Raw genomic sequence first — 21,375 nt, forward strand, 5'->3', positions numbered from 1 at the left:
CAATTCCGGCGATAGTTGTGATTGCCGCAAACCGAAAACCTGGCGAACAGCCCAGCTCAATCACAACTTTGTCCTCGGGGTGCCGTTCAACATCGCCAGCTACGCGTTGCTGACGCACATGATGGCTGCCCAGGCCGGGCTGGATGTCGGCGAGTTCATCTGGACCGGCGGGGATTGCCACATCTACGACAACCACGTCGAACAGGTGGCCCTGCAGCTTTCCCGCGATCCCAGGCCGTATCCGGAACTCGTTCTGACGCCCAGGGATTCGATATTCGACTACACCTACGAGGACGTCGCGATCCTGAACTACGATCCGCACCCGGGGATCAAGGCCCCCGTCGCGGTATGAGTGTTGGGCTGATCTGGGCGCAGTCCGCCTCCGGTGTCATCGGCCGGGAGAACGGCATCCCGTGGCGGCTGCCCGAGGACCAGGCCCGGTTCAAGGAACTCACCCTCGGTCAGACCGTTGCGATGGGCAGGTTGACCTGGGAATCGTTGCCGGCCAAGGTGCGGCCGTTGCCGGGGCGCCGCAATGTCGTGATCACCCGCAACCCCCGGTATGTGGCGGACGGTGCCGAGGTGGTGACCGAACTGGCCGACGTGTTCCGGGGCTGGGTGATCGGCGGGGCCCAGATCTATGCGCAGGCCCTCAAGTTCGCGGACCGGTGCGAGGTGACTGAGATCGATATCGACCTGAAGCCCGCCGAGGGGGACGCGATGGCACCCGTTCTCGACGACTCCTGGACCGGGACGGTAGGCGAGTGGCTGACCAGCAGCTCGGGACTTCGGTACCGGTTCTGCAGCTACCTGCGCGGCTGACTTGTCGGTGGCATAGGGAACGATGGCGGGGTGGCCACCCTAACTACAGCGCAGGCCCGCCGCATCGCGGTCGCGGCGCAGGGCTTTCACGAACCGCGACCGGCGGGTGCAGTCGCCCGGGCCCATCTGCGGCGGCTGATCTCGCGTATCCAGGTGCTGCAGCTGGACTCGGTGTCGGTGGCGGTGCGGGCCCACTACGCCCCGGTGTTCAGCCGGCTCGGGCCCTATGACCGCGATGTCCTGGACCGCGCCGCTTGGTCGCACACGGCCCGCTCGCCCCGGCTGCTCGTCGAGTACTGGGCGCACGAAGCCGCGTTGATGGCCGTCGAGGACTGGCCGCTGCTGCGCTGGCGGATGCGCGAGTACACCGGAGGCCGCTGGGGCAAGGAGATCGTCCGCAAGAACCCGAAGTTGGCCGACGATATCGTCACGGCGGTGGCCGAACTGGGACCGTCCACCGCGGGTCAGATCGAGGCGCACCTGGAGTCCGAGCCGCGGGGACGCAAGGGGCCGTGGTGGGACCGCAGCGAGACGAAGTGGGTGGCGGAGGCCCTGTTCGCGTCTGGAGTGTTGACGACGGCGACCCGGGTCGGCTTCGCCCGCCACTACGACCTCGTCGAAAACGTGCTGCCACCCGAGGTGCTGGCCCGCGATGTCGGTGACGACGACGCGGTGCGTGAGCTGACGCTGCGGGCCGCGACCGCGCTGGGGGTCGGGACCGAAGCCGATATCCGCGACTACTTCCGGCTCGGTGCCAAACAGGTCAAACCGGCGATCGCCAAACTCGTCGCCGACGGTGAACTGGAGGCGGTCGCGATCGACGGGGTGCCGGCGTATCTGCGAGCCGGTCAGAAGGTGCCGAGGTTCGGCCGAGGTACCGCCCTGCTGTGCCCGTTCGACCCGCTGGTCTTCTTCCGGCCCCGCGTCGAGCGGCTGTTCGACTTCCACTACCGCATCGAGATCTACACCCCGGCGCCGAAGCGTCAATTCGGTTACTACGTATGGCCTTTCCTACTGGACGGTGAGTTGGTGGGCCGGGTCGATCTCAAGCGGGTGGACGGCGCACTTCAGGTGCTGGGCGCGTTCACCGAGGACGGCCGGGACCGGGCACACGTGGCGGGCGCGCTGGCGGGGGAGTTGCGGTCGATGGCGGGTTGGCTCGGGGTGGATAATGTCGATGTTGGGAAGCGGGGCGATCTCGCCGGTGCGCTGCGGAAGGCGGTGGGCTGAGGTTGGGGCGGAGCGTCGTCGTTATCGGACGGGCATCCGCGACGGCCGAGGTACACACTCCTTGGGCTACGTATTTGGCGCACCCGTTGCGGTACATGAGCTGATACGCCTTTGGGTGCGGCGCCGAAGTTCGTCCTGAGTTAGGACATTTGGCTTACTAAGCCGAATGTCCTAACTCAGGTGTTGTCGACTAAAGTCATGCAGTCGGATCTATTCGATGTCGTTTAAATCGCAATTATGATTGCGGCTTCCGCTGGAGATATGGCGCGCCAACATTGATTGATCATCGTGCAAACGTCGTCGACATCATTGTCTGTCAGGCCGAGATCTCAAACCGGGGTTGAGTACCGCTGGCAATACGAACTCGGCCCCAGTCGCCCTGGGTGATGAATGCGCCTCCATCGGTCGTGAGGCCATCAATGTTTCCGAGGTCTTCGTCTCCCGCCGCATCCACGGACCGACTGGATGAGCGCTCCAACCAATCGACGCGGGAAACATCGCGGAAGATTAAATACCCGTCTGCATAGCAATACTGTTCCCCAGGCCGGGGATTATGGTATCTAGGGTGCTCAGGCGTTAACACCGCTTCGAGCTTGAAAGCGAACACTCCAGGCTCATCGATAATGGCTAGAACGTAACTATCTTCAAGGTATATACCTTTGAGGGTCGGATACTGATTGTAATCAATCACGTCATCACCAATCCCATTCGATCGGGGTGTGGTTATCCACACTCTTTCGCGTCACTGGATTCCCGAAAGGATCGATTCGCTGGCCACTGCCATCACGGAACTCTATGTGAGGTTGTCCACTTCCGGGCGCTCGGGGGCTTCCTTCCTTGATGGTCATTCGGACTACACCGTTGTCGTCTAGGTATTTTGGAGGGCCGCCAGGGGTTTGAGTCTTTGTCCACCCTTGTGAAAGGGCATAGTCGTCGAGTTCACTCGCTTTCGGTGTCCTTCCTGCTGCGAACAGATCGCTAAGATTGCGCTTGGGTGCAGGAGGCTTCGGTTCCTCTTTCCTGCCCTTGCGGCCCAGGTTCTTGATGCGTTCGAGACGTTTGCGAACGCCGGCGATGTCGTGTGCTCGTTTGACGCCCTTGCTGATGTTCTTCGAGATCTTCCAGCTGTTGATCGCCGCACGGATCAGTCCGCCGTATCTCTTGATCGCTTCAAGGGCCTTGGCGGCGCCGACACCAACCGTGAGTCCGACACTGAGAAAGGATGCCGCAACGGTTATCGCTGCGGTGGCCGCGAGTTCGATGGCCAGATTCTCGACCATGTCTTCGAGCTGGCCGCGTAGATCGTCGAGCGCCGATTTGTAGTCGGTGCAGGACTGTGACAGTTCGGCGCAACCGTCCAAGACCGCCGACGCGGCATCACGAAGTTCGGTCAAATCCTTGGCGATGTATTCGATTTCTGGCGATTTCGTATCGCTGAACATCTGCGTTTGCACGGTCAGCCCAGTCAGAACGTTGGTGGTCTGATAGACCGTGGCCAGACGGTCCCAGGCCTGCGCCGCTTTGTCGATCTTGTCGGTGTCCCCATCGGGGACTGGTACTCCGATCTGTTCGACTAATCCGAGCGCGTAGTCGAACATGCCCTTGCCGGGACCGCCGGCGGCGGGTGGCGCGGAGAGCACGCCGGCAGTGCTCGCCGGCTCCGCCGGTTTTACAGGTGCGGGTCCCTGTTTGCCTGGCGTGGCGTTGTGTTCGGCGACCGCGTGGTTGTAGCCCGCCTGGATGATCACCCCGCCGTAGTTCTCCATGGCCTTGGTCAGATCGTTGACGGCGTCGAGCACCTCACGGGCACGAGTGTCGTACGAGGCTGCCCACGCGGCCCCCGCATCGTCGGTGCCGGCCATCGATCCGGTCTCGCCGAGCATCTTGACGTTGATGTCGAAGGCCTCGAACATCTCGCCGGCCATCTGGAACAGATTCTTGCCAACCAGGTAGAACTGTTCGGTGTCGACCTCCTGCGTCATGTCAACATCGACAAGTTGAGCTCGACCGCTTCGGTGTAGTTGCGGTGCGCTGTGTGGGCGGCTTCCCGCAGTTTCGCGAGGGCTTCTCGCATTTGGGTAGCTGCCGACATCCACTCGTCGTGGTTGGTGCGGTGCGCCGTCGCCGCGTCACCGGACCAGCTGGTATGCAACTCGGCAACCTGGCTGTCGACATGCGCGGCGATGCTCTCCGCGCGGTTCTCAAACGCCTGAAGATTCTCGACGAACGCCAGGAGCTCTGCGACCTCGACGCGATAGCGCATCAGAGGCCCATCTCACGGGAGAGCGACTCGACGGCTTGCGCGGACGATGCATCCTGTTGGTCGTAGTGAACCGCGGCCTGCGAAAGAGCGCGTGCCGATTCGGCGAGCACATCGACGAGCCTGGTGGCGCCTTCGTGCCATTCCTCCCAGATGTCGGTATACGCCGACGCGGCGGCTCCGGACCAGCCGTGCGCCACGCTCTGCCACTCGCCGGCGATCCGCTCGAGTTCGGTGCGGAGTTCGGCGGCGTCATCGCTCACGGCATGCGCTGTGGTGACCGCCGCATCGGTGTTCACATTGAGCTGGCCAGGCATGTTCCCCCTCAGGTCGCTTATCGTCCGCAACCAGCGGTTGGACGACAATCGCCCGTCCAGTTTATTGGGTCATGAGAGAGCACCTCGCCACCATTTTGCCCAGACTACAACGCCGATTTCTGCACCAAGGTCGTGATGAATGACGATCCACAGCCCTGGTGTAGAAAGCGACGCGCCAACCACGCATTAGCTGGCTGGCCGCACTCCGGGGCGGATCTCAGGTTCCCTGGTCGACCAGATCGAACACCTCGACGGCATGCGAGAACTGGTGTGGGGTAACACCGAGCGGGCCGTACGGGTGGTCCAGCATGAAGACGAGGTAGAGCAGCAACGCCAACAGCGCGGTCACGGTGCCGACCAGGATCATGTGGGCGCGGTTGCTGGCCAGCCGCATGAAGCTGGCCAGGGTGACCAGCACCAGGCTGCCGAATATCAAGGCGCACCACAACAGTGGCGGTATGCGCGGTTTCGCGTTGAGAATCCGCGCGCTTCGGTCCGAAGCCAGGACGTTCAGTTGGGTGAGGAACTGACTGTTCACCGCGGCGGCCGGGGCGTTGGATTCCCGGGTCCCGACGATGCGATACATGTCGGTGAGCGCGCGCCTGCCCTCGTTCTCGATGGCGGCGAACTCTTCCTTCCCCCAGCGGGGGCCTTGCAGCGCGTCCGCATACGTGCGCAGTTGTTCCCGTACCTGTGCCTGCTCCGGCTGCGGCATTGCGACGGTCAGGCGGTACATCGTGGTCAGCGTCGAGGCTTCGTTGGACACGTTCGTCTCGGCCGAGAGGTACTGCTGCCAGCCGACGACGACGGTGAAACCGAGGACCGCGCCGTAGACGAGGCCGACGACCGTGAGGAACGGCGACAGTATCGAGTTGTGCTCGGGGCGTGTGTCACGGGCGACGACACGGCTGGCGAGCAGGACGATGCCGACTGCCAGCGCGACGGCGCCGACGACAACGACGGCGAGCAGAACCCAAGCACCGATCACCCCAAAGTCGCCCATAGTTGCCAAAGGATGCCAGCAGAGCCGTCGTCACGACGGCGGATCGATGCTATTCGCCCTGGTAGGTGACCGAGGATCTGCTGGCGCTCGGTGGCCCGCTAGCTGGACGCTTCCTCCAGCCTTGGCGCGCCGCGACCCCGAATCGCGTTGGCGACGAACACGATCGCCCCGATGGCCAGCCATACCGCGCCGCCGATCTTGGCCAGCGCGTCGGCGTTGACCAGTACGTAGCCGATGATCAGGAAGCCGACCGTCGGAACCACGAGGTGCAGCAGGTAGTTCTTGGACTTCTTGCGCACCATGTAGAACCAGATCACCGAGGCGTGCAGCAGGCAGAACCCGAACAGTGCGCCGAAGTTCACCAGTGAGGAGATCAGGCCGATCTGGCCGACGAAGAACAGCACCAGCACCAGACTGAGCGCGCTCACCACCAGGATCGCGGCGATCGGTACCTTGCGCGAGCTGATCGTGGACAGGAATGTCGGCAGCTGGCGGTCCCGGCTCATCGAGAACAGCAGCCGGCTGGTGGCGGCCTGGGCCGCCATGGCATTCGCGAAGCCCACCGCCAGCACATTGACCACGAAGAACGCGTTCATCCATCCGGTGCTCGACGCGGCCTGCACCAGCAGGAAGAACGCGTTGCCCGCCTCATCGTCGCCGAAGGACTCCCGCCCGCCGGCCAGCAGGCTGGCCAGCCAGGTCTGGGCGATGAACAGGAACGCCACGATGAACAGGGCCACGATCATCGCCCGGCCCGCCGGGTTCTTCTTGCCCGTCGACTCCTCGGCCAGCGTCGAAATACCGTCGAAGCCAAGGAAACTCAACACCGCGATGGACAGGGCGGCCGCGATGAGCGGGGCGTTGACCAGATCGGGGTTCCAGATCGGCAGCGTGTTCCACCCGACGTCGGGCAGGGACTGGCCGTTGATCGCGCGCACCGCGATGACGACGAACAGCACGACGAACACCAATTCGACCGCCAGGAACACCCGGTTGACCATCTTCAGCGATCCGATGCCGAGCAGGTTGATCACCGTGTTGACGACGACGAACACGATCGCCCACACCCAGCGCGGGGTTCCCGGAAACAGCCCGACCATGGACTCGGCGGCAAACACATAGAGCAGCGTGGGGATCAGCAGATAATCCAGCAGGATCGCCCAGCCGGCGAAGAACCCGAGGCCGGGATGGATTCCGCGGCCCACGTAGGCGAACACCGAACCCGAGAGCGGGAACGATTTGGCCATCTGCGCGTAGGCCAGGGCGGTGAACACCATGGCGATCAGGCCGATGAGATAGACCAGCGGGACCATGCCCGACGCGCTGTTGTAGACCGTGCCGAAGATGGTCCACGGCGCGATCGGCACCATGAACACCAGGCCGTAGACGATCAGGTCGACGGTCGAGACGGAACGGCTGAGTTGCTGCTGGTACCCGAATGATTCGAGGCTGCGCTGACCCTCACCGGTGGTGAGGTGGGCAGCGGTCGCGCCGGTGTCGGTTGCCATGGTGGTCCTGTCGGGTGAAGGGGTGGGTGTCAGACCCGGGCGGCGACGGCCGAATCGTGCTGGTGCAGGAACTCGGCGATCACGGCACGGAACTCCTCGGGCTTTTCCAGATGTGTGCAGTGGCTGGCATCGTCGAACACATGGCTGCGGACGTCGGGGATGCGGTCGACGAAGGGTTGCCAGGTGGCCGGTGCTGCCTCGTCGAACTCGCCCGCGACCACCAGCACCGGGGCGGCGATCGCCGGTAGCCGGTCGATGACGGTCCAGTCGCGCAGGGTGCCGATGACGTGAAATTCGTTGGGCCCGTTCATGGTGTAGTACACCGTCGGGTCGGCCAGCATCTGGGCCTCGCTGTCGGCGAAGTCGGCGGGCATCGGAACGATCCGGCAGACATGGCGCCGGTAGAACTCCTGGGTCGCGGCCAGATAGTCCGGATCGGTCACCGTGTTGTCGGCTTCGTGGCGGTCCAGTGCGGCCGATGTGGCCGTCGGCAGCTGGGACCGGAGCTCGGCGGCCGCCTCGACCCACAGCTGCATCGACGCGGGGGAGTTGCAGATGGACAGTGAGGCCAGCCCGTCCGGCGCGCGGACCGCGATCTCGGCGCCGAGCATGCCGCCCCAGGACTGGCCGAGGACGTGGTAGTTGTCGATGGCCAGGGCCGCGCGCACGGTGTGGAACTCGTCGACGAACAGTTGCGGCGTCCAGAATTCGGCGGGCGCATCGGGCAGATGCGTGCTGTTGCCGCAGCCGAGTTGGTCGTAGTGGATGACGGTGCGGCCGGTCTCCTCGGCCAGCGCCGCGATGTTGGCGACGTAATTGTGGGCCATCCCTGGGCCGCCGTGCAGCACGAACAGGGGCAGGGCGTCGGGCTGGGCGGATTCGGGCGTCGTGACCTGAACCCAGGTCTCATGTCCGCGAAACGGCACTGTGCGGGTGGATCGAGGCATGCCCGGTAGCATCGCCCCGTAATGGTCTTGCCGCAAGACCATTAATCGAAATTTAACAATTGACTTCGATACTGTATTCACCATGGGGGACGAGACCATCGAGATGAGGCAGCTCGCCGGGGGCCCCGGCCTGCTGGAGCGTGAGCTCGAAACCTCCTCTCGGGTGGACGAAATCACCGACCGGCTGGTCACCGCCATCGCGATCGGCGAGTATCTGCCCGGCGCCCGGCTGCCGGCCGAGCGCGAACTCGCGGCGGCACTGCGGGTCGGGCGGATGACGGTGCGGGCCGCCCTGGCCAGGCTCGTCGACCGGGGCCTGGTGCAAACCCGGCGCGGTCGCGGCGGCGGGTCCTACGTCCTGCAACAGTGGCCGCAATCCTCGACCGAGGTGGTGGGGCGCACCCTGACCATGCGGGCCGACGAGCTGCGGGACCGCTGCGATGCGATCTGCCGCATCCACGGAGCCATCTGCCGGGCGGCGGCCGAGTCCCGGTCGGACGACGATGTCGCACGGCTGTGGGAGCGACTGGACGCCTACCGCTCCGCCGAGAGCGGACTCAACGCGCAACAGGCCGACAGTGCGCTGCACCTGGCAATCATGGATGCCGCCCGAAACGAGGTGCTCAAGCAGGTGCTGCTGGAACTGGAGGCCTCGGTGAGCATCGGTGCGCCCGCGCATCCATGGGGTGAGCCCGCGACGATGCGCGCGATGGAGCTGCGGGCGCTGCACGACCACGAGGAACTGGTCGGCGCGATCGTCGAGGGTCGCGGCGACGATGCCGAAGCCCTGGCTCGCGCCCACGTGGCCATCGACTTCGAGCACATCTCGGCCGCGATGCGCCGGGCCGGTGTCCTGGCCGACTGATACCGGTCCGGGATCAGATCATGCTCAGCGTTTCGATGTGGATCGCGGTGGACGCGAACCCATCGGTCGGCAGGACGCGCTGGCACGATTTGCCGTCCTGGCGTCGCTCGGTCTGAACGACCCGGCCGTCGACGTTGAACGTGATCTCCAGCTCGACCGGCTGCCCGGCCGATTCCAGCCGCCGGTGCTCCCACACGATGGTGCGCCGGTCGCCGTTGGGGCCGCTGTCGAAGATCAGTTCCCAGTCCCGCTCGTTGGCCCGCTCGCACACCAGATCCATGACGTGATAAGTCATCTCGTTGCTCCTCTGTCGATGATGCGGCTCGATGAGATCGATCACGTCAAGCCTCACCCGGCCGGCGTCGACAGGCTGTCCCCCGATCGGCCATCGCCGGGACGATTTGCCGGTCCGCCGATCGGGGGACAGGCTCGTTTCACCGGCGGATCAACCGAATCGGGGCCAGAGGATTCCGCGCCGTGATGGCAATGCCGACTGTTGCCGTTGCGGCACAGACCAGTCCGAAGATCAGTGCGGGCGCGGGCCGCTCGGTGAAACCAGGGAAGACCGACTGGGTGACGTTGATCGAGGCATGCATGACGATCGCGGGCAGCACGGCTGCGCTCATCCGGACGTACATCCAGACCATGAGGACGCGGATGGCGACCGAGCTCAGGCATTGCCCCACTATCCACAGCGCCGACCGGTCGGCCTGGATATAGCCGACCACATGCCACAGCGCCCAGGCCACGCCGAGTGTCAGCCCGGACGCGACCGGCCCCCACCGCCGGATCAGCGGCCCGGCGGCGTATCCCATCCAGCCGGCCTCTTCACCCAGTGCGGCAACGAGATAGAGGAGCAACAGGCTCGGGATCGCGATGAGCGAGGAATGACCACCCCGCGGGGGATTCCCGGTCAGCGCCATGATCCCGTAAGTCGCCGCCATCATCGCCGGGACCGCGGTCAGTGCCAGGAGCCACCAGGCCGGCCGGGCGGATGCACCCACGGACACCGTCCGCCTCGATAGCGCCGCGAGACCGCGTCGGCCCTGATGCCGGTACACCAGGATGCCGGCCACGACCATCGGCACCACGAACTGAAATGAACTCGCCGGCAGCCCCATCGGCAACACCGACGGGTGTGGGAACAGTGCCCCGATGAGCCAGAACGGCAACGAGAGCCCGAACACCGAAGCGAAGAACACCAGCGGGGACCTCCCGGCGCGACTGCGGGAGATCATAGTGATCCCTGCGCCCCCGAGGTCAGGGCGGCAAACGCGTCATCGATCAGCCCGACGGGATCCTCGTCGGCGCCGTTCGCCCAGGCGGTCAGCGCGGGCCCGACCGTGCTCAGCGCGGCCGCGGCCTGAACCAGGCAGGCCAGGTCGGGTTCGGCCAGGCCGGCGCGGCGGGCCAGCGCACGGGCGAACAGATCCCGGGTCTCATCCTGCGCGAGCGCATTTCGCGCCCGAAGTGCCGGGTTGGCCAGGATGAGCCGAGTCCGCTGCAGCAGCGCCCCGCCATCGGTGGCCAGCACCGTCTGCAGCCCTGATCGCAGCGCTCGGTGGATGGCGGTCAGCGGCGGTTCCTCGGCGGGCCTGCCGGCGATCAACTCTTCGATCATCGGGTCGTATTCGTCGTATTCGACCACTTCCTCCTTGCGCGGAAAATACCGGAAGAAGGTCATGTGCGAGACGCCGGCCGCTGCCGCGATGTCATCGACAGTAGTTGCGTCGTAGCCCTTTTCGGCAAACAGGCGCAGCGCATGGCTCTGGATGGCCTGACGGGTGGCCTCTTTCTTGGCGGCACGCCAGTCGATCATGGTCTACCCAACGTGGTGGCCAGCCACGCCCGCAGAGCGGTCGGGTCGGTGCCGCGCCAGGCCAGGTGCCCGTCCGGACGAACCAGCAGGGCGTCTCCGTCGCCGCGCAACGCGACGACGTCGACGAGCCGGTCGCGCGCCAGGTCGGCGAACGGCTGCGGTCCGATCAGCGCCCACGACGGGCCGATCACGTCGTACAGCCGGACCGTCGCCCCGTCGGCGCCGACGCATTTGCGGTCGGGAACCCGGTCCCCTACCCGCAGCCCGGGTAGCCAGCTCGGCCCGCGACGGTAGGAAACCTGAAGCTGTGAACTTCTTTCCGCGATCTGCCGGCGCGTCCAGGGCCGATTCAACAGTGGGATCGCGATGTGATTGCGGATGAGCCGCATCAACCGGCCCTGTGCGACGACGATCCGGGTCATCCCGCTCGTCGTCTCCAGTACGTCGCCCGCGACCGGGCGCCGCTCGGCCTCGTAGGTGTCCAGCAGTGCCGGGTCTGCCCGGCCCGAGACCACAAGGGCGAGCTTGAACGCGAGGTTCTCGCCGTCGCCGATGCCGGTGTTCATGCCCTGACCGCCCAGCGGGCTGTGAATGTGGGCGGCGTCGCCGGCCAGCAGCACCCGGCCGCGCCGGTAGCTGTCGGCCAGGCGGCGGTGAATGCGGAACGACGACGTCCACACCACCGATGCGATGCTCGTACCGGTTTCCTCGGCGAGCCGGGACCCGAGATGGTCCACGATCTCGTCCGATCCGGGATCGTCGGCCATATCCGGGGGAGCCGGGGCCATCACCCGCCACAGGTCGGCGCCGGGTAGCGGGAAGGCGGCGAGCGGATTCTGCCCCCGGAACCAGGTGGTCGCGCCCTCACGCGTCTGCGTCAGGTCGGCATGGACATCGGCCAGCAGGAACCGCTCGATGATCGGCACCCCCGGAAACCCGACACCCAATGCTTTACGCACGGCGCTGTGGGCACCGTCGGCCCCCACGGCCCAACCGCAGCGCACCTCGGCATCACCGGTCCGCACGGTGACGCCGTCGGAGTCGGCGGCAAGACCGCTGACTGCGTGGCCCCATTCGACGGTTCCGCCGAGCTCGGTGAGGCGATCCCGCAACGCGTGTTCGATGTCGGCCTGCGACATCAGGAGCGCGGCGGGGCCGTGCAGCCGCGTCGGGCGCCCGATCGGAAGGCTGGCCAGGGGGCGGCCGTCGACGTTGATGTCCACCCGCTGCACGGGCAGCCCGCGCGCCGGGAGATCGCCGAGCGCACCCAGTCGGTCCAGCACCTCGACGCCGCGCGGCTGCAGGCCGAGCGCCCGTGATGTCCCGGAGGGGCCCTCGGCCTTGTCGAGTACCCGCACTGCGACACCGGCCGATTGCAGGCCGCATGCCAACGCCAGGCCGGTCGGCCCGGCACCCACGACGACGACTTCCGTGTCCATCACACCTCCATATGTTAGTCACTAACATGTTATGCACTAACATCACCAATTTCGACGGTAGAAAATGGGAAGAGGAGAGGTAGACTTCTACCGTGAGTTTGAACATCAAGAGCGAACGCGCAGTCGCGCTGGTGCGTGAGCTCGCCGCGCGTACCGGGCGCAGTCAGACCTCCGCCGTTGAAGACGCGGTGGCGCGCCGTCTCGCGGAACTCGATCGCGCCGATACCGTGCGGGCCGAACACAGACGTGCCGAGGCAAATGAGGTGCTGCGGGCGTTGGGCCAGTTGCTCACCTCGGAGGACAAGCGCGCGATTCGCCAGATCGAAGCTGACCTCTACGACGACACCGGACTGCCGCGGTGATTGTCGACACCTCGGCAGTCGTCGCCATCGTCCTCGACGAGCCCGGTGCTGATGAACTCAAGGAAGCCCTTGCGCGTTCGGACAGTTCGCGGATGTCGGCCGCCACCTATGTGGAACTGTGTGCGGTCCTGCACCGGCGTGGCCGCCCCGAGATCGGTCGATTGGTGGATCGCCTGCTGAGCTCCTACGGCATCGAGATCGAAACGTTCGACGTCGACCAAGCGCGAGTGGCCGCCCAGGCATACCGAGACTACGGCCGGGGCAGCGGGCATCGGGCCGGGCTGAACCTGGCGGACACGTTCAGCTATGCGCTTGCTGCCGTCGCCGGCGAACCGTTGCTCTGCCGTGGCGGCGATTTCGTGCACACCGATGTCGCGACACTAAGGTGAGGCCGTGGCCGAGATCGCGCCGCTGCGTGTGCAGCTGATCGCCAGGACCGAGTTCCAGGCGCCGCCCGACATCCCGTGGCGCACCGATGCCGACGGCGGCGAGGCGCTCACCGAATTCGCCGGTCGCGCCTGTTACCAGAGCTGGTCGAAACCCAATCCGCGTACCGCGACGAACGCCGGCTACATCGCCCACATCATCGACGTCGGACACTTCTCGGTGCTCGAGCACGCCTCGGTGTCCTTCTACATCACCGGAATCTCCCGGTCGGCGACCCATGAGCTGATCCGGCACCGGCACTTCTCCTACTCCCAGCTGTCGCAGCGCTACGTGCCGGAGAACGACGCCGAGGTGGTGGTACCGCCCGGTTTCGAGGACGATCCCGAACTGGTCGACATCTTCACCAGGGCCGCCGATGCCAACCGCGCCACCTACACCGAACTGCTGAGGCGACTGGAGTCCAAGTTCTCCGATCAGCCCAATGCCGTGCTGCGGCGCAAACAGGCCCGCCAGGCCGCCCGCGCGGTGCTGCCGAACGCCACCGAGACCCGCATCGTGGTGACCGGCAACTACCGGGCCTGGCGACATTTCATCGCGATGCGTGCCAGTGAGCACGCCGATGTCGAGATCCGCCGGCTGGCCATCGCCTGCCTGCGCGAGCTGGTGGCCGCCGCCCCCGCGGTGTTCTCGGATTTCGAGATCTATCCGCTGGCCGACGGCACGGAGGTGGCAACCTCCCCGTTGGCCACGGAGGCTTGACGGAGCTGGCCCATCGATATGGCGACCGAAGCCTGACGGAACCGGCCCGTGGATATAGCGACAGGAGCGCGACATCGACCGGGTAATCTGTGCGCGTGAGCACCAGCGGAATGGACGTGACGGCCCGGTTGGGCACTGTGTTGACCGCAATGGTGTCTCCGTTCAAGCCCGACGGCTCGCTCGATCTCGACGCCGCCGCCCGGCTGGCCACCCGCCTGGTCGACGCCGGCTGCGACGGGCTCGTCCTGTCCGGTACCACCGGTGAGTCGCCGACCACCTCCGACGACGAGAAGCTGGCCCTGCTGCGCACCGTCCTGGAGACCGTCGGTGACCGGGCCAGGGTGATCGCCGGAGCCGGCAGTTACGACACCGCGCACAGCGTGCACCTGGCCAAGGCATGCGCGGCCGAGGGTGCGCACGCCCTGCTCGTGGTCACCCCGTACTACTCGCGGCCGTCACAGGCCGGCCTGATCGCACATTTCACCGCGGTGGCCGATGCCACCGACCTGCCCATACTGCTCTACGACATCCCGCCCCGCTCGTCGATCCCGATCAATTGGGAGACCCTCCGCAGGCTGGCGACACATCCCAATATCGTGGGGGTCAAGGACGCCAAGGGCGATCTGCCCGGCGGGGGCCAGATCATCGCCGAGACCGGGCTGACCTACTATTCCGGCGATGACGCGCTGAACCTGCCGTGGCTGGCCATGGGGGCGGTCGGATTCATCAGCGTATGGGGGCATCTGGCGGCCGGGCAGCTCCGGGAGATGTTGTCGGCCTTCAATTCCGGCGATATCGCCACTGCCCGCAAGATCAATGTGTCGTTGTTGCCGCTGGCCGCCGCGCAGACCAGGCTGGGTGGCGTGACCATGTCCAAGGCCGGGTTGCGGCTACTGGGTTTCGAAGCGGGCGAGCCACGGCTACCGCACCTTCCGATATCGCCCGATGAGATGGTCGCGCTCGCCGACGATATGCGTGCCGCGGCGGTGCTGCGGTAGTGACGGCCGACCTCGCACCGCCCGGACCGCTGGCAGCACAGGGTCTGCGGGTCACCGCGCTGGGCGGGATCAGCGAGATCGGCCGCAACATGACCGTTTTCGAGCACCTGGGCCGGCTACTCATCGTCGACTGCGGGGTGCTCTTCCCCGGCCACGACGAGCCGGGGGTGGACCTGATCCTGCCCGATCTGCGTCATGTCGAGCATCGCCTCGACGATGTCGAGGCCCTCGTCGTCACGCACGGGCACGAGGACCACATCGGGGCGATCCCGTTCCTGCTCAAACTGCGGCCAGACATCCCGGTCGTCGGATCGAAATTCACCATCGCCCTGATCCGGGAGAAGTGCCGCGAGCACCGGATCAAGCCGGTGTGCGTCGAGGTGGCCGAACGGCAGAGCACCACCCACGGTGTGTTCGAATGCGAGTATTTCGCGGTCAATCACTCGATTCCGGGGTGTCTGGCCGTGGCCATCCACACCGGGGCGGGCACGGTGCTGCACACCGGTGACATCAAGCTCGACCAGATGCCGCTGGACGGGCGCCCGACCGACCTGCCCGGAATGTCGCGGCTCGGCGACGCCGGGGTGGACCTGTTCCTGTGCGACTCCACCAACTCCGAGCACCCGGGGGTCAGCCCGTCGGAGAGCGAGGTCGGGCCGACACTGCACCGGCTCATCCGCGGTGCCGACGGCAGGGTGATCGTGGCCTGTTTCGCGTCGAACGTCGATCGGGTGCAGCAGATCATCGACGCCGCGGTGGCATTGGGCCGTCGGGTGTCGTTCGTCGGTCGCTCGATGGTGCGCAATATGGGCATCGCGCGTGAGCTCGGCTATCTGCGGGTCGACGATGCCGACATCCTCGACATCGGTGCGGCCGAGATGATGCCGGCCGACCGGGTCGTACTGATCACCACCGGAACCCAGGGTGAACCGATGGCGGCGCTGTCGCGGATGTCGCGGGGCGAGCATCGCAGCATCACATTGACCGCGGGGGACCTGATCATCCTGTCGTCATCGCTGATCCCCGGCAACGAGGAGGCCGTCTACGGCGTGATCGATGCGCTGGCCAAGATCGGTGCCAGAGTGGTCACCAATGCCCAGGCCCGCGTGCATGTTTCGGGCCACGCCTACGCGGGTGAGCTGCTGTTCCTCTACAACGGTGTGCGGCCCCGCAACGTCATGCCGGTGCACGGCACCTGGCGCCACCTGCGGGCCAACGCCAGGCTGGCGACCCGCACCGGGGTGCCGCCGGAGAACATCGTGCTCGCCGAGAACGGGGTCAGCGTCGACCTGGTGGCGGGCAAGGCGTCCATCGCCGGTGCGGTGACCGTGGGCAAGATGTTCGTCGACGGGCTGATCACCGGTGATGTGGGTGACGCCACGCTCGGTGAACGGCTCATCCTGTCTTCGGGTTTCATCGCGGTCACGGTGGTCGTGCATCGCGGCACCGGCAGGCCGGCCGGGCCCGCGAACCTGCAGTCCCGGGGCTTCTCCGAGGACCCCAAGGCACTGGAGTCGGTCGCGGGCAAGGTGGAGCGGGAGCTGGAAACCCTTGCCGCCGACAACATCACCGATCCGACCAGGATCGCGCAGGCGGTGCGGCGCACGGTCGGTAAATGGGTGGGCGAGACCTACCGCCGCCAGCCGATGATCGTCCCGACGGTCATCGAGATCTGACCGGGTATGTGCGCCGAGTTCGACGCAACCGTCGTGATCCTGTTGTGGTAGCAACGATTTCGTCAGTTTCGCGGATGCGGGCGAGCGTGGAATCAGCCGGCAAGTAACAGAATCCCGCCGGTGAGAAGGGCGATCACCTTGACGAGCTCGAGCCCGATGTACACGTAGTGCACCCGCGAGCGCCCCGCCGCGCCTTCATCGGCGGCGGCGGCGAGTACGGCGTCGGAGCGCCGGGTCAGCTTGGGCCGCACGGCCGTCAGTTGCACCGCCAGCGCCACGATGGCAACCGCGAAAGCCACGATGACCGCCGCCGCGGGGTGGCCGGTGACGAGGGCGATGAGAATCGCCACGGCGAACACGATCTCGGTGGCGTTGAGGGCCCGGAAAACCAGCCTGCCGATACCGAGCCCGATCTGCAGGGTGACGCCGGGCGCCCGGAATTTGATCGGCGCCTCCAGAAATGAGATCGCCAGCACCATGCCCAGCCAGCAGAACGCCACGGCCACGGCGACGGCCGGCGCGGTGCCCATCACCTGTCTGTCCTCGCCGCGGTCTGCCGGTTCCCGATCGCACGTACCACGGCTACAGTTTATACAAGAAGTACTTGTAAAAACTACTGCGAGGCTCGCCCCGGGGGAGGTACCGCGATGAGTGGGGACCTGGCCGTCCGTGAGGATGTGGAACTGGTGTTATGGCGGTTCTACGACAAGGTGCTCAATGATCCGGTCCTCGCCGGGCCGTTCACCGAGGTACGCCGCAAGGGTTTGGCCGCCCATCTTCCGGTGATGTGCGATTTCTGGGAAACGGTGCTGTTCCGTGCCGGGCTGTACCGTGGCAACGCGCTGGTGGTGCACCGCGCAGTGGACGCCCGCCATCCGTTGTCGGCGCGCCATTTCATCCGTTGGCTCACCCTGTGGAACGAAACCGTCGACGAGCTGTACGCGGGGCCGCGCGCCGAGCACGCCAAGATCCAGGCGGCACGGATCGCGAAGGCGATGCACCGCAGACTGGCCGGAGGCGACGCCCCCGAATTGGACGCGCTGGTCGCGGGTCAGCTCCGTACGGCGTAGGCGGTCCGGGCGCCCGGGCGGCTCACCGCTTGTTGACGATTCCGGCGTCCACCGGCAGCGTCACCCCGGTGATGAAGCGGGCCTGGTCGGATACCAGCCAGGCCACCGCATTGGCGATGTCCTCGGCCGCCAGCACCTGCACCGGCAGCGCATTGCCGAAATCCGTTGGGGCGTTGAGTTCCTCGCTGAGATGCTTGAGCCACTGCCGGGTGAACTCGTTGTTGATCATCGGCGTGTCAACCCCGGTCGGGTGGATCGTGTTGACCCGGATGCTGTGCGGGGCCAGGAAATTGGCGTAGGCGCGCATCAACCCGACCACACCGTGTTTGGCCGCGGTGTAGCCGATGGAGCCGCGGTCACCGCCCCCGACGCCGATCAGCCCGGCCGCCGAGCTGATCAACACGACCGAACCGCCGTCGCCCTGTTCGACCAGGCGGGGGATGGCGACCTCGACGGTGTTGTGCACACCGGTCAGGTTCACGTCGACCACATCGCGCCAGCCGTCGGCGCCCGACTGCATCGGCGCGATCCCGGCATTGGCCACCACGATGTCGAGCCGGCCCAGCTCGTCCACCCCCGATTTCAGCGCCCGGTCCAGCGCCGCCTCGTCGCGGACATCGGCCTGCCGGGCGACGATCCCCGCGCCGGCCTCCTCGACCAGCTTGACCGTGGCGGCCAGATCCTCGGGCGTCGCCATCGGGTAGGGCACCGAGGAGATCTGATCGCACAGGTCCACCGCGATGATGTCGGCACCGTCGGCGGCCAGCCGCAGCGCCTCGGCGCGCCCCTGACCGCGGGCGGCGCCCGTGATGAACGCGACTTTGCCGGCCAGGGGGCGGTCCGCGGCGCTCATTACGGCCGCAGCTGGCCCTTGGCGGGATCACCGGCGACGACCGGCTGCAGGACCTTGATGTCGGCGTCGCCGTCGAGCAGTTCGCCGATGGTGCCGAACAGGGCGCCCACCGCCGCTGCGCCGCTGTGGGTCTTGAGCGCGTCGGCGTCGGCCCACTGCTCGACGAAGATGAACGTGCCATCGGCCTCGTGCAGCGAGTACAGGTCGCAGCCCGGCTCGTCGTGCACGGCCTCGATGGCCTGGGTGCACGCGGCGCGTACCGCGTCGACGGACTCGGGCTTGGCCTTCAGGGTGGCGACGACGGTAACCGGCATGGGTGATGAACTCCTCTGGGGGTGGGACGCTGGACGCGGGTCCACCCTACTCATCTCACCCCGTCCGCGGTCACCGCGTGCCGACGCGCCGACCTCGGCAAACCAGGCCCAATCGATGGCCAACCGAAACCCATTTGTGACTGGTGTGGCAGATGTTGAAACTGAGGTGTGAGCGACTAGTCTTGTGGGCATGGCTAACAAGACCGCCGCCCGATCCGGAGCCCGTTCGAGCAGGTCAAAGACCGGCTCGCGGGGCGGATCCCGGCGTCAGCCGCCGGCCCGGCCGGCTCGGCCGCGCCGAAAGCCGGCCCGCCGTTCACACTCCTCGCCGGTGGCCGCCGCCGGTCAGCGGCTCGGTCAGGGCGCTCGCGCCGGCTGGCTGATGCTGGCCAAGGGCGCCGGATCCACCGCGCGTTCGGTCGGCCGGGCCCGTGACATCGAACCCGGCCACCGGCGCGACGGCATCGCCCTGGCCCTGTTCGGCCTCGCCGTGGTGATCGCGGCCAGTTCCTGGTTCGACGCCGCCCGCCCGGTGGGCGAGTGGATCGACACCGGGCTGCGCACCGCCGTCGGCGGCCCCGTCGTACTGGCGCCGATCCTGCTGGCGGGCATCGCGGTCGTGCTCATGCGCACCGAACCCGATCCGGAATCCCGTCCCCGCCTGATCCTCGGCGCGACCATGATCATGCTGCCGATGCTGGGCCTGTGGCACCTGTGGTCGGATTCGCCGCAGGATCCCATCGCCCGCAGGCATGCCGCCGGGTTCATCGGCTTCGCGATCGGCGGCCCGCTGTCGGACGGGCTGACCGCGTGGATCGCGGCGCCGCTGTTGTTCATCGGCGTGCTGTTCGGGCTGCTGCTGGTCACCGGAACCACGATCCGTGAGGTGCCGTCGACGCTGCGGGCGATGTTCGGCACCCGCACATTCGAGGACGGCGACGAGTACGACGACGACGAGCACGACGATTACGACGAGGCCGACACCGAGGACTTCTCCGACGGCTACTACGACGACCCCGCAGGCTATGCCGGCGATCAGGCCCGGCCCTGGCCCGCCGCGGCGATCGAGCCGTCCAAGGGGCCGACGGGCAGCCCGATGGACAACTATCCGCTCACCGACGACGCCGAGGCGCCGACCGTTCCCGAGGTGGCGGCCAAGCCGCGTCGCAAGAAGAGCGGCGACTCCAAACCCAAGAAGGCCGACGACACCCTGGTGATCGACCGGGTGGTCGAGGGGCCCTACGCCCTGCCGTCGCTGGATCTGCTGATCGCCGGCGACCCGCCGAAACTGCGCACCGCCGCCAACGATCAGATGACCGACGCCATCACCTCGGTGCTGCAGCAGTTCAAGGTCGACGCCGCGGTCACCGGCTGCACCAGGGGCCCGACCGTCACCCGCTACGAGGTCGAGCTCGGCCCAGGCGTCAAGGTCGAGAAAATCACTGCGCTGCACCGCAATATCGCCTACGCCGTGGCCACCGAGAGTGTCCGGATGCTGGCGCCGATCCCCGGCAAGTCGGCGGTCGGCATCGAGGTGCCCAACAGCGACCGCGAGATGGTGCGGTTGTCGGATGTGCTCACCGCACCGTCGACGCGGCGCGACCATCACCCGTTGGTGATCGGTCTCGGCAAGGACATCGAGGGCGACTTCGTCTCGGCCAACCTGTCCAAGATGCCCCACCTGCTGGTGGCCGGCTCGACCGGTTCCGGTAAGTCCAGCTTCGTCAACTCGATGCTGGTCTCGTTGCTGGCGCGGGCCACCCCGGAAGAGGTCAGGATGATCCTGATCGACCCGAAGATGGTGGAACTCACGCCCTACGAAGGCATCCCGCACCTGATCACGCCGATCATCACCGAACCCAAGAAGGCGGCCGCGGCGCTGGCCTGGCTGGTCGAGGAGATGGAACAGCGCTACCAGGACATGAAGGCGTCCCGGGTGCGCCACATCAACGACTTCAACGACAAAGTGCGGTCGGGGGAGATCCAGACTCCGCTCGGCAGCGAACGGGTCTACAAGCCCTATCCGTACATCCTCGCCGTCGTCGACGAGCTCGCCGACCTGATGATGACCGCGCCCCGCGACGTCGAGGACGCCATCGTGCGCATCACCCAGAAAGCCCGGGCCGCCGGCATCCATCTGGTTCTGGCCACCCAGCGGCCGTCGGTGGACGTCGTCACCGGTCTGATCAAGACCAACGTGCCGTCGCGGCTCGCGTTCGCCACGTCGTCGCTGACCGACAGCCGCGTCATCCTCGACCAGCCGGGCGCCGAGAAACTCATCGGCATGGGTGACGGCCTGTTCCTGCCGATGGGCGCCAACAAACCACTGCGTATGCAGGGCGCGTTCATCACCGACGAGGAGATCCACGCCGTCGTCGACGCCACCAAGTCGCAGGCCGAGCCCGAGTTCGTCGAGGGCGTCACCGCGGTGAAGGCCGGGGAGCGCAAGGACGTCGACCCCGATATCGGCGACGATATGGACGTCTTCCTCCAGGCGGTCGAACTCGTGGTGTCCTCACAGTTCGGGTCGACGTCCATGCTGCAGCGCAAGCTGCGGGTCGGGTTCGCCAAGGCCGGTCGGCTGATGGACCTGATGGAGACCCGCAACATCGTGGGTCCCTCGGAGGGGTCCAAGGCCCGCGAGGTGTTGGTCAAGCCCGACGAGCTGGCGGGCACCCTCGCGCTGATCCGCGGCGGCTCGGATGCCTCTGGCGCCGAAACGGCCGACGACGACGAATTCTGAGCC

25 protein-coding genes are annotated in these 21,375 nt (G+C 66.6%); 11 read left to right on the top strand and 14 right to left on the bottom strand.

Translation table 11 applies throughout. The features are described 5' to 3' along the window. The 3 genes from thyA to ACWDTP_RS21330 all read left to right on the top strand — a co-directional run. The coding region (gene thyA / locus ACWDTP_RS21320; RefSeq protein ID WP_450023366.1) for a thymidylate synthase at positions 1 to 352 on the top strand (352 nt) is incomplete at its 5' end. Beyond that, positions 349 to 822, top strand: a complete 474-nt coding sequence (locus tag ACWDTP_RS21325; protein WP_450023368.1) for a dihydrofolate reductase — start codon at positions 349 to 351, stop codon at positions 820 to 822. The genes thyA and ACWDTP_RS21325, both read left to right, overlap by 4 nt. Positions 823 to 852: 30 nt before the next feature. Further along, positions 853 to 2,052, top strand: coding sequence for a winged helix-turn-helix domain-containing protein (locus tag ACWDTP_RS21330; RefSeq protein WP_450023370.1), 1,200 nt, complete (start codon positions 853 to 855; stop codon positions 2,050 to 2,052). 316 nt (positions 2,053 to 2,368) lie between these two features. Here ACWDTP_RS21330 and ACWDTP_RS21335 read toward each other — a convergent pair whose 3' ends face one another. The 7 genes from ACWDTP_RS21335 to ACWDTP_RS21365 all read right to left on the bottom strand — a co-directional run bounded on the left by ACWDTP_RS21335 (position 2,369) and on the right by ACWDTP_RS21365 (position 8,087). Then, on the bottom strand, positions 2,369 to 2,743 hold the full coding sequence (locus ACWDTP_RS21335) for a hypothetical protein (protein ID WP_450023371.1): 375 nt from the start codon (positions 2,741 to 2,743) through the stop codon (positions 2,369 to 2,371). A gap of 4 nt (positions 2,744 to 2,747) precedes the next feature. After that, complete coding sequence (locus tag ACWDTP_RS21340) at positions 2,748 to 4,034, bottom strand: WXG100-like domain-containing protein (protein WP_450023373.1); 1,287 nt, start codon at positions 4,032 to 4,034, stop codon at positions 2,748 to 2,750. Beyond that, a complete protein-coding gene (locus ACWDTP_RS21345; protein WP_450023375.1) occupies positions 4,031 to 4,315 on the bottom strand; it encodes a WXG100 family type VII secretion target in 285 nt (94 codons plus the stop codon). The genes ACWDTP_RS21340 and ACWDTP_RS21345 overlap by 4 nt, the downstream gene beginning before the upstream one ends. Further along, positions 4,315 to 4,629, bottom strand: a complete 315-nt coding sequence (locus ACWDTP_RS21350; RefSeq protein WP_450023377.1) for a WXG100 family type VII secretion target — start codon at positions 4,627 to 4,629, stop codon at positions 4,315 to 4,317. Before ACWDTP_RS21350 ends, ACWDTP_RS21345 begins: the two co-directional genes overlap by 1 nt. Positions 4,630 to 4,846: 217 nt before the next feature. Then, entirely contained in the window at positions 4,847 to 5,632 is a 786-nt protein-coding gene (locus ACWDTP_RS21355) for a bestrophin-like domain (RefSeq protein WP_450023379.1), read from the bottom strand. Positions 5,633 to 5,730: 98 nt separating this feature from the next. After that, on the bottom strand, positions 5,731 to 7,140 hold the full coding sequence (locus ACWDTP_RS21360; RefSeq protein WP_450023381.1) for an APC family permease: 1,410 nt from the start codon (positions 7,138 to 7,140) through the stop codon (positions 5,731 to 5,733). Positions 7,141 to 7,169: 29 nt separating this feature from the next. Further along, a complete protein-coding gene (locus tag ACWDTP_RS21365) occupies positions 7,170 to 8,087 on the bottom strand; it encodes a proline iminopeptidase-family hydrolase (protein WP_450023383.1) in 918 nt (305 codons plus the stop codon). A gap of 82 nt (positions 8,088 to 8,169) precedes the next feature. On the opposite strand from ACWDTP_RS21365, the gene ACWDTP_RS21370 reads away from it, so the two are divergent. Next, positions 8,170 to 8,952 (top strand): FadR/GntR family transcriptional regulator, encoded by a 783-nt coding sequence (locus ACWDTP_RS21370; protein ID WP_450023385.1) that lies wholly within the window; start codon positions 8,170 to 8,172, stop codon positions 8,950 to 8,952. A gap of 13 nt (positions 8,953 to 8,965) precedes the next feature. Here ACWDTP_RS21370 and ACWDTP_RS21375 read toward each other — a convergent pair whose 3' ends face one another. The 4 genes from ACWDTP_RS21375 to ACWDTP_RS21390 all read right to left on the bottom strand — a co-directional run bounded on the left by ACWDTP_RS21375 (position 8,966) and on the right by ACWDTP_RS21390 (position 12,210). Next, positions 8,966 to 9,247: a hypothetical protein gene (locus ACWDTP_RS21375; RefSeq protein ID WP_450023387.1), complete on the bottom strand. Its 282-nt coding sequence runs from the start codon at positions 9,245 to 9,247 to the stop codon at positions 8,966 to 8,968. 139 nt (positions 9,248 to 9,386) lie between these two features. Beyond that, entirely contained in the window at positions 9,387 to 10,190 is an 804-nt protein-coding gene (locus tag ACWDTP_RS21380) for a CPBP family glutamic-type intramembrane protease (RefSeq protein ID WP_450023389.1), read from the bottom strand. Continuing rightward, positions 10,187 to 10,771 carry a TetR family transcriptional regulator gene (locus ACWDTP_RS21385; RefSeq protein ID WP_450023391.1) on the bottom strand — a complete coding sequence of 195 codons (585 nt, stop codon included), beginning with the start codon at positions 10,769 to 10,771 and terminating at the stop codon, positions 10,187 to 10,189. Before ACWDTP_RS21385 ends, ACWDTP_RS21380 begins: the two co-directional genes overlap by 4 nt. After that, positions 10,768 to 12,210 carry an FAD-dependent monooxygenase gene (locus ACWDTP_RS21390; protein ID WP_450023393.1) on the bottom strand — a complete coding sequence of 481 codons (1,443 nt, stop codon included), beginning with the start codon at positions 12,208 to 12,210 and terminating at the stop codon, positions 10,768 to 10,770. The genes ACWDTP_RS21385 and ACWDTP_RS21390 overlap by 4 nt, the downstream gene beginning before the upstream one ends. 92 nt (positions 12,211 to 12,302) lie before the next feature. On the opposite strand from ACWDTP_RS21390, the gene ACWDTP_RS21395 reads away from it, so the two are divergent. From ACWDTP_RS21395 to ACWDTP_RS21415, 5 genes are all read left to right on the top strand, one after another. Continuing rightward, positions 12,303 to 12,572 carry a type II toxin-antitoxin system VapB family antitoxin gene (locus ACWDTP_RS21395; RefSeq protein ID WP_450023395.1) on the top strand — a complete coding sequence of 90 codons (270 nt, stop codon included), beginning with the start codon at positions 12,303 to 12,305 and terminating at the stop codon, positions 12,570 to 12,572. Beyond that, positions 12,569 to 12,961 (top strand): type II toxin-antitoxin system VapC family toxin, encoded by a 393-nt coding sequence (locus ACWDTP_RS21400; protein WP_450023397.1) that lies wholly within the window; start codon positions 12,569 to 12,571, stop codon positions 12,959 to 12,961. The genes ACWDTP_RS21395 and ACWDTP_RS21400 overlap by 4 nt, the downstream gene beginning before the upstream one ends. A 4-nt stretch (positions 12,962 to 12,965) precedes the next feature. After that, complete coding sequence (thyX, locus tag ACWDTP_RS21405; RefSeq protein WP_450023399.1) at positions 12,966 to 13,718, top strand: FAD-dependent thymidylate synthase; 753 nt, start codon at positions 12,966 to 12,968, stop codon at positions 13,716 to 13,718. Positions 13,719 to 13,807: 89 nt separating this feature from the next. Continuing rightward, a complete protein-coding gene (dapA, locus tag ACWDTP_RS21410; RefSeq protein ID WP_450023401.1) occupies positions 13,808 to 14,716 on the top strand; it encodes a 4-hydroxy-tetrahydrodipicolinate synthase in 909 nt (302 codons plus the stop codon). Then, a complete protein-coding gene (locus ACWDTP_RS21415) occupies positions 14,716 to 16,392 on the top strand; it encodes a ribonuclease J (RefSeq protein WP_450023403.1) in 1,677 nt (558 codons plus the stop codon). Before dapA ends, ACWDTP_RS21415 begins: the two co-directional genes overlap by 1 nt. A gap of 92 nt (positions 16,393 to 16,484) precedes the next feature. Here the strand turns inward: ACWDTP_RS21415 and ACWDTP_RS21420 are convergent, their stop codons facing one another. Continuing rightward, on the bottom strand, positions 16,485 to 16,922 hold the full coding sequence (locus ACWDTP_RS21420; protein WP_450023405.1) for a hypothetical protein: 438 nt from the start codon (positions 16,920 to 16,922) through the stop codon (positions 16,485 to 16,487). A 117-nt stretch (positions 16,923 to 17,039) separates the two neighbouring features. On the opposite strand from ACWDTP_RS21420, the gene ACWDTP_RS21425 reads away from it, so the two are divergent. Then, a complete protein-coding gene (locus ACWDTP_RS21425; RefSeq protein ID WP_450023407.1) occupies positions 17,040 to 17,462 on the top strand; it encodes a group III truncated hemoglobin in 423 nt (140 codons plus the stop codon). Positions 17,463 to 17,484: 22 nt separating this feature from the next. On the opposite strand, the gene ACWDTP_RS21430 is transcribed toward ACWDTP_RS21425, so the two are convergent. Both ACWDTP_RS21430 and ACWDTP_RS21435 read right to left on the bottom strand, forming a co-directional pair. After that, positions 17,485 to 18,315, bottom strand: coding sequence for a mycofactocin-coupled SDR family oxidoreductase (locus ACWDTP_RS21430; RefSeq protein WP_450023409.1), 831 nt, complete (start codon positions 18,313 to 18,315; stop codon positions 17,485 to 17,487). Beyond that, positions 18,315 to 18,629, bottom strand: coding sequence for a putative quinol monooxygenase (locus ACWDTP_RS21435; RefSeq protein ID WP_450023411.1), 315 nt, complete (start codon positions 18,627 to 18,629; stop codon positions 18,315 to 18,317). Before ACWDTP_RS21435 ends, ACWDTP_RS21430 begins: the two co-directional genes overlap by 1 nt. A gap of 190 nt (positions 18,630 to 18,819) precedes the next feature. On the opposite strand from ACWDTP_RS21435, the gene ACWDTP_RS21440 reads away from it, so the two are divergent. Then, positions 18,820 to 21,372: a DNA translocase FtsK gene (locus ACWDTP_RS21440; protein WP_450023413.1), complete on the top strand. Its 2,553-nt coding sequence runs from the start codon at positions 18,820 to 18,822 to the stop codon at positions 21,370 to 21,372. Positions 21,373 to 21,375: the final 3 nt, after the last annotated feature.

The organism is Mycobacterium sp. NPDC003449, assembly GCF_053588415.1.

Bases quoted from the DNA above. Each gene is read 5' to 3' on its own strand.
- ACWDTP_RS21325 (WP_450023368.1), top strand. From the start codon at position 349: ATGAGTGTTGGGCTGATCTGGGCGCAGTCCGCCTCCGGTGTCATCGGC.
- ACWDTP_RS21340 (WP_450023373.1), bottom strand. From the start codon at position 4,034: ATGACGCAGGAGGTCGACACCGAACAGTTCTACCTGGTTGGCAAGAAT.
- ACWDTP_RS21345 (WP_450023375.1), bottom strand. From the start codon at position 4,315: ATGCGCTATCGCGTCGAGGTCGCAGAGCTCCTGGCGTTCGTCGAGAAT.
- ACWDTP_RS21350 (WP_450023377.1), bottom strand. From the start codon at position 4,629: ATGCCTGGCCAGCTCAATGTGAACACCGATGCGGCGGTCACCACAGCG.
- ACWDTP_RS21355 (WP_450023379.1), bottom strand. From the start codon at position 5,632: ATGGGCGACTTTGGGGTGATCGGTGCTTGGGTTCTGCTCGCCGTCGTT.
- ACWDTP_RS21360 (WP_450023381.1), bottom strand. From the start codon at position 7,140: ATGGCAACCGACACCGGCGCGACCGCTGCCCACCTCACCACCGGTGAG.
- ACWDTP_RS21365 (WP_450023383.1), bottom strand. From the start codon at position 8,087: ATGCCTCGATCCACCCGCACAGTGCCGTTTCGCGGACATGAGACCTGG.
- ACWDTP_RS21370 (WP_450023385.1), top strand. From the start codon at position 8,170: ATGGGGGACGAGACCATCGAGATGAGGCAGCTCGCCGGGGGCCCCGGC.
- ACWDTP_RS21375 (WP_450023387.1), bottom strand. From the start codon at position 9,247: ATGACTTATCACGTCATGGATCTGGTGTGCGAGCGGGCCAACGAGCGG.
- ACWDTP_RS21380 (WP_450023389.1), bottom strand. From the start codon at position 10,190: ATGATCTCCCGCAGTCGCGCCGGGAGGTCCCCGCTGGTGTTCTTCGCT.
- ACWDTP_RS21385 (WP_450023391.1), bottom strand. From the start codon at position 10,771: ATGATCGACTGGCGTGCCGCCAAGAAAGAGGCCACCCGTCAGGCCATC.
- ACWDTP_RS21390 (WP_450023393.1), bottom strand. From the start codon at position 12,210: ATGGACACGGAAGTCGTCGTCGTGGGTGCCGGGCCGACCGGCCTGGCG.
- ACWDTP_RS21420 (WP_450023405.1), bottom strand. From the start codon at position 16,922: ATGGGCACCGCGCCGGCCGTCGCCGTGGCCGTGGCGTTCTGCTGGCTG.
- ACWDTP_RS21425 (WP_450023407.1), top strand. From the start codon at position 17,040: ATGAGTGGGGACCTGGCCGTCCGTGAGGATGTGGAACTGGTGTTATGG.
- ACWDTP_RS21430 (WP_450023409.1), bottom strand. From the start codon at position 18,315: ATGAGCGCCGCGGACCGCCCCCTGGCCGGCAAAGTCGCGTTCATCACG.
- ACWDTP_RS21435 (WP_450023411.1), bottom strand. From the start codon at position 18,629: ATGCCGGTTACCGTCGTCGCCACCCTGAAGGCCAAGCCCGAGTCCGTC.
- ACWDTP_RS21440 (WP_450023413.1), top strand. From the start codon at position 18,820: ATGGCTAACAAGACCGCCGCCCGATCCGGAGCCCGTTCGAGCAGGTCA.